The organism is Haloferax sp. s1 (assembly GCF_058382125.1).
Genome location: NZ_JBZRPK010000489.1, coordinates 1 through 5,694 on the forward strand (window position 1 = coordinate 1; position 5,694 = coordinate 5,694).

Below are 5,694 nucleotides of genomic sequence, written 5' to 3' on the forward strand. Positions count from 1 at the left end.
CCTCCGCCCCGATGCCATCGCCGGGGATGACGACGATTTCCTCAGTCATCGACGTAGGGCAAGGCGGCGGCTTTCTCGGCGACCGCGTCGGCGTTCGACTTCATGAGCGCCGTCGTGTCCCAGACGCCCTCGGTGAGCGCCTTCCGCTGTGCGTCGTCCACAGTTGCTTCGACGGTCGTGTCTCCGTAGGTGACCGTCTCGGCTTCGACGTCGACGTCGATGTCTTCGTCCGGGTTCTCGTCGACCCACTCCTGCAGTTCGACGATGGTCTCGTGGTCGGCCGTGACCGTCGGAATGCCGAGTGCGAGGCAGTTTCCGGCGAAGATTTCGGCGAACGACTCGCCGACGATGGCATCGATGCCCCAGCGCATGAGCGCCTGTGGAGCGTGTTCGCGCGACGAACCGCAGCCGAAGTTGGCATTGACGACCATTACCGAGGCGTCTTGGAAGTGCGGCTCGTTCATCGGGTGGTCCTTGGTGTCGTCGTTCTCGTCGTAGCGCTTGTCGAAGAACGCAAACTCGCCGAGACCGTCGAACGTGACGACCTTCATGAACCGCGCCGGGATTATCTGGTCCGTGTCGATGTCGTTTCCGCGGATGGGGACGCCCGACCCGGAAACGTAGTTGACTTCTGGTATCTCTTCAGTCATGCAGCGCTCACCTCCTTCAGTTCGCGCACGTCAGTCACGTGCCCGGTTACGGCCGCGGCGGCGACCATGCGCGGGTTCATCAGCACGGTCTTCCCGTCTTTCGAACCCTGCCGGCCGATGAAGTTGCGGTTCGACGAGGACGCGGAGGCCTCGTCGCCCTCCAGTTGGTCCTCGTTCATGCCGAGACACATCGAACAGCCCGCTTCGCGCCACTCGAATCCGGCTTCCTCGAACACCTCGTTCAGGCCCTCCGCTTCGGCGGCGGCCTTGACGCGCTGACTGCCGGGGACGACCATCGCGCGAACGCTATCGGCAACCTGTCGACCCTTTACGACCTCCGCCGCGCGGCGCAGGTCGGGCATCCGGGCGTTCGTACACGACCCGAGGAAGGCGACGTCGATTTCGTAGCCCTCCATCGTCTGGCCGGGTTCGACGCCCATGTGCTCTTGTGACATTCGGGCGGTGTCCTGCTTCTCTTCGGGCAGGTCTTCCGGTGCCGGAATCGGCTGCGTGATACCGACGCCCTGTCCGGGCGTGGTTCCCCACGTGACGACGGGTTCGAGTTCCGACCCGTCGATGGTAACGACGTCGTCGTACTCGGCGTCCTCGTCGGAGCGGATGGACTCCCAGTACGGCTTGAGTTCGTCGAATTTCTCGGGGTTTTCTTGGAAGTAATCGGTCTGCTTGAGCCACTCGTAGGTGGTCTCGTCGGGGTTGACGTACCCCGCGCGAGCGCCGCCCTCGATGGACATGTTGCAGATGCTCATCCGACCTTCCATATCGAGGTTCTCGATGGCCTCACCGGCGTACTCGTAGACGTAGCCGACGCCGCCTTCGGTTCCCAGTCGGCGGATGATTTCGAGGACGACGTCCTTTGCTTCGACGCCGGGGCCGAGTTCGCCCGTAACCTCGATTTTCCGCACCTTCTTTTTCTCCATCGCGACGGTCTGGGTCGCCAGTACGTCGCGAATCTGGCTCGTCCCGATACCGAACGCCAGCGCGCCGAACGCGCCGTGGGTCGAGGTGTGGCTGTCGCCACAGACGATAGTCATGCCGGGTTGGGTCAGGCCCTGCTCCGGCCCGATGACGTGAACGATTCCCTGGTCGCCCGAGGTCGGGTCCGAGAAGTTGATGCCCGCGTCGCGGACGTTCTGTTCGAGTTCGGACATCATCTCCTCGGCCGCGTCGTCGCGGAAGGGCCGCGACTGGTCCGAGGTGGGGACGATATGGTCGACCGTCGCGTGGGTCCGCTCGGGGTACGCGACTTCCAGGTCGCGTTCTTGCAGCATCCCGAACGCCTGCGGACTCGTCACCTCGTGGATGAGGTGCAGGCCGCAGAACAACTGCGTCTGGCCGGTCGGGAGTTCGGAAACGGTATGTTCCTCCCAGACGTTGTCGTAGAGCGTTCCCTCACTCATTTACGTCACCTGTTCCCGTCCGATTACGGCCGGTGATTTCGGTGTGTCCGCGTTGCCAAACGTCGTTCGTGCCGTCGCCGTACGGGGGCGTGTGGTCCACGTCTCCCATCGACTCCGACCCGCCCGTCATCGCAGGATTCCGGTCGGACCTGCCGCCGTCGGTGACGGCCGGGCCGCGTTCGTAGACCGTCGTGAACGTCTCGCCCGTATAGGGATTGGTATGGCTAACATTTCGCATGCGATTCGATGCGTCGTCTCGTTTCTCGTGTCGCGTCATTGGTTCGTGGTGGGTGTGGGTGGTGGTCAGTCGTCTGCCGGTGCTTCTGCTTTCTCCGTGTCGTCTTCGTCGGCCCACGAGAACAGGTCGCGGAGCGGTTCGCCAACCTGCTCGATGTCGTGGTTCTCTTCTGCTTCCTTGAGCTGGGTGTACGACGGGCGACCCGCCTGGTTCTCCAGAATCCACTCGCGTGCGAAGGTGCCGTCTTGGACCTCTTCGAGGACCTCCTCCATGCGCTCTCGGCTGTGTTCGTCGACGACGCGGTCACCGCGGGTCAGGCCGCCGAATTCGGCGGTGTCGGACACCGAATGCCACATGCCGCCGAGCCCGTCTTCGTACATCAGGTCGACGATGAGTTTCAGCTCGTTCAGGCACTCGAAGTAGGCCATCTCGGGGGAGTAGCCCGCATCGACGAGCGTCTCGTAGCCCTGCTTGACGAGCGAGGTGACGCCGCCGCAGAGGACGGCCTGTTCGCCGAACAGGTCCGTCTCGGTCTCCTCCTTGAACGTCGTCTCGATGACACCCGCACGAGTACAGCCGATGGCGTGGGCGTACGCCAGTGCTTCGGCTTTCGCCTCGCCGGTCGTGTCCTGGTAGACCGCGATGAGTCCGGGCGTCCCCTCCTCGGCCTCGTAGTTGCGGCGGACGAGGTGGCCGGGGGACTTCGGTGCGACGAGCGTCACGTCGACATCCTCTGGCGGGCGAATCTGGTTGTAGTGGATGTTGAAGCCGTGGGCGAACTGGAGCGTGTCGCCGGGTTCGAGACCGTCGCGAATCTCTTCGAACACCGCCGGTTGGACGGTGTCGGGGACGAGGACGGAGACGATGTCGGCTTCCGCGGCTGCCTCGGCGGGCGTCGCAACGCGGAGTCCGTCTTCGCGCGCGGCTTCGCGGGACGACGAGTCGGCGCGGAGACCGACGACCACGTCGACCCCGCTTTCGGCGAGGTTCTGGGCGTGGGCGTGGCCCTGACTGCCGTATCCGAGGATGGCTACGGTCTTGTCGTCGATGTTCGTTCGGTCTGCGTCGTCGTCGTAGTAGACTGTCGTGGTGAGTTCGGTCATTTGGTATTGGGTGTTGGTTTCGTGGGTTCGCCGGAGGTTGCGGGTTCCTCTCCGGGGACTGTCTTCTTCGCGCCGTGGGCGAGGGCGGTCTGGCCGGTCCGGGCGATTTCGATGATGCCGAACCGACGGAAGGCGTCCACGGCGTCGTCGATTTTGTGCTCGTCGCCGGTCAGTTGGACCGTGATGGTCTCCGGGCCGGCGTCGAGGGTCTGGCCATCGTACATCTCCGTGATGGCGTGGACCTTATCGGGCTCTTCGCCGCGAACTTTCAACAGGACGAGTTCCGCGCGAACGGCGTCGTCGTCCAGTTCGCCGATGGAGATGACCGGCTTGAGTTTCGCGAGTTGTTTTTCTATCTGGTCGATGCCGGGGTCGGGTTCCTCGACGACCATCGTGATGCGCGCGTGCCCATCGACGGTGGTCGGCCCGACCGTGAGGCTCTCGATGTTGAACTGTCGGCGCGCGGCGAGGCCGGCGACTCGCGAGAGGACGCCGGGTTCGTGCTCGACGATGGCCGACAGCACGGTTCTGCGTGGTTCGTGTTCGGACTCCGCTTCGGGGTCGATGCGGATGCCCTGGGCGTTCCGCCGCCCATCTGGGTGCGGCCGTTCTTCGGGCGCGGGACCCTGCAGTCCTCGTTGGCTATCACTCATAACTGGTCCTCCGTCAGGGCGAATTTCCCGTTCGCGCCGCCCGAAGAGACCATCGGGTAGACGTTTTCGGCGGGGTCGACGTGGAAGTCGATAACCGACGGGCCGTCGTAGGCCAGCGCCTCTTCGATGGCGTCGGGGACCTCCTCGTAAGAGTTGACGGTCCAACCGCGCGCGCCGAAGGCTTCGGCGAGTTTGTCGAACTGCGGACACCACTCGTAGCCGGCGGCCATGCGACGACCCTCGAAGAAGGCGTCCTGCCACTGGCGAACCATCCCGATGTACTCGTTGTTCAGGATGGCGACGGTGATGTCGAGATTCTCGCGGACCGCGACCGACAGTTCCTGAATCGTCATCAGAAACGAGGCGTCGCCGTCGACGCAGACGACGGTTTCGTCGTCGTCAGCGGCGAGTCGGGCACCGATAGCGGCCGGCAGGCCGTAGCCCATCGTTCCCAGTCCGTGCGACGAGACCCACCGACGCGGCTCGCGGAACGTCCAGTACTGGGCGGCCCACATCTGGTGTTGGCCGACGCCGCTCGTGACGATGGTCTCGTCGGGCGTCGCTTCGTCCAGTGCCTCGACGACGAACTGCGGTTTCAGCGGTTCGTTGTCGGGGGCCGCGTAGTCCATCGGGTACTCGTCGGTCCATGCTTGGCACTGTTCGACCCACTCGCGGGCGTCGGGACTCGCCGTCATCTCGGCGTCGACGCGCTCGATAGCGCGGCCGGCGTCGCCGACGACCGGGTAGTCTGCGTGGATGTTCTTCGAAATTTCCGCCGGGTCGATGTCGATGTGAACGACCGCTGCTTCGGGTGCGAACGTGTCGATGCCGCCGGTCAAGCGGTCATCGAATCGCGTCCCGATTGCGATGAGGCAGTCGGTGTGCGTGATGGCCATGTTGGCGTAGCCGGTGCCGTGCATCCCTGCCCACGAGAGGCAGAGTTCGTGGTCTTCCGGCATCGCGCCGATTCCGGGCATCGTCGTGACGACCGGAATCTGGTGCTCGGTCGCAAACTGCCGGGCCACGTCCGTCGCATCCCCCTTGACGACTCCACCGCCGAACAGCAGGAGTGGCTTTTCCGCGCGCTCGATGGCTCGAGCCGCCGCCTCGACTTCGGCATCGTCCGGCTCTGTCCGGGGGCGGCACGTCTCCGGTGCCTTCCCCGGGCCGGGCTCGCGGTCGGTCTCGCCGAGGGAGACGTCCTTCGGGAGGTCGACCAGCGTCGGGCCGGGGCGACCCTCGGCGGCGAGCGCGAACGCTTCACCGACGGTGTCGCCGACAGTGTCGGGAGACGTGGCGAAGTAGTTGTGCTTCGTGATGGGCGCGGTGACGCCCGTCGTATCCGTCTCCTGAAACGCGTCGGAACCAACCATGTCGGACGGGACCTGTCCCGTGAGCGCGAGCATCGCGTCGGAATCCATGTTGGCGTCGGCGATGCCGGTCACGAGATTGGTTGCGCCCGGGCCGGATGTGGCGAGACAGACACCGGGGTCGCCGCGAACGACGCCGTACGCGTCTGCAGCGTGGGACGCGCCCTGTTCGTGCGCCATCGTCACGTGACGGATGTCCGAGCCGTACAGGGCGGTGATGCTTCTCAAGTTTGCACTTCCCCGCCCGCGCGACGCCGTGTGG

6 protein-coding genes are annotated in these 5,694 nt (G+C 64.9%); all 6 read right to left on the reverse strand.

The annotated features are described in order from the left end of the window. Positions 1-41: 41 nt before the first annotated feature. Positions 42-650, reverse strand: a complete 609-nt coding sequence (gene leuD / locus QT222_RS07605) for a 3-isopropylmalate dehydratase small subunit (RefSeq protein WP_004056887.1) — start codon at positions 648-650, stop codon at positions 42-44. Further along, entirely contained in the window at positions 647-2,068 is a 1,422-nt protein-coding gene (gene leuC / locus QT222_RS07610; protein WP_004056886.1) for a 3-isopropylmalate dehydratase large subunit, read from the reverse strand. Before leuC ends, leuD begins: the two co-directional genes overlap by 4 nt. Then, the gene (locus QT222_RS07615; RefSeq protein ID WP_004056885.1) at positions 2,061-2,345 is read right to left on the reverse strand and encodes a DUF7989 family protein; all 285 of its coding nucleotides are present in this window, start codon (positions 2,343-2,345) and stop codon (positions 2,061-2,063) included. Before QT222_RS07615 ends, leuC begins: the two co-directional genes overlap by 8 nt. A 26-nt stretch (positions 2,346-2,371) precedes the next feature. Then, the gene (ilvC, locus tag QT222_RS07620) at positions 2,372-3,409 is read right to left on the reverse strand and encodes a ketol-acid reductoisomerase (protein WP_491476812.1); all 1,038 of its coding nucleotides are present in this window, start codon (positions 3,407-3,409) and stop codon (positions 2,372-2,374) included. Beyond that, positions 3,406-4,062, reverse strand: coding sequence for an acetolactate synthase small subunit (gene ilvN / locus QT222_RS07625; RefSeq protein ID WP_004056883.1), 657 nt, complete (start codon positions 4,060-4,062; stop codon positions 3,406-3,408). Before ilvN ends, ilvC begins: the two co-directional genes overlap by 4 nt. Beyond that, on the reverse strand, positions 4,059-5,694 hold a 1,636-nt coding region (ilvB, locus tag QT222_RS07630; protein ID WP_491476813.1), incomplete at its 5' end, for a biosynthetic-type acetolactate synthase large subunit. The genes ilvN and ilvB, both read right to left, overlap by 4 nt.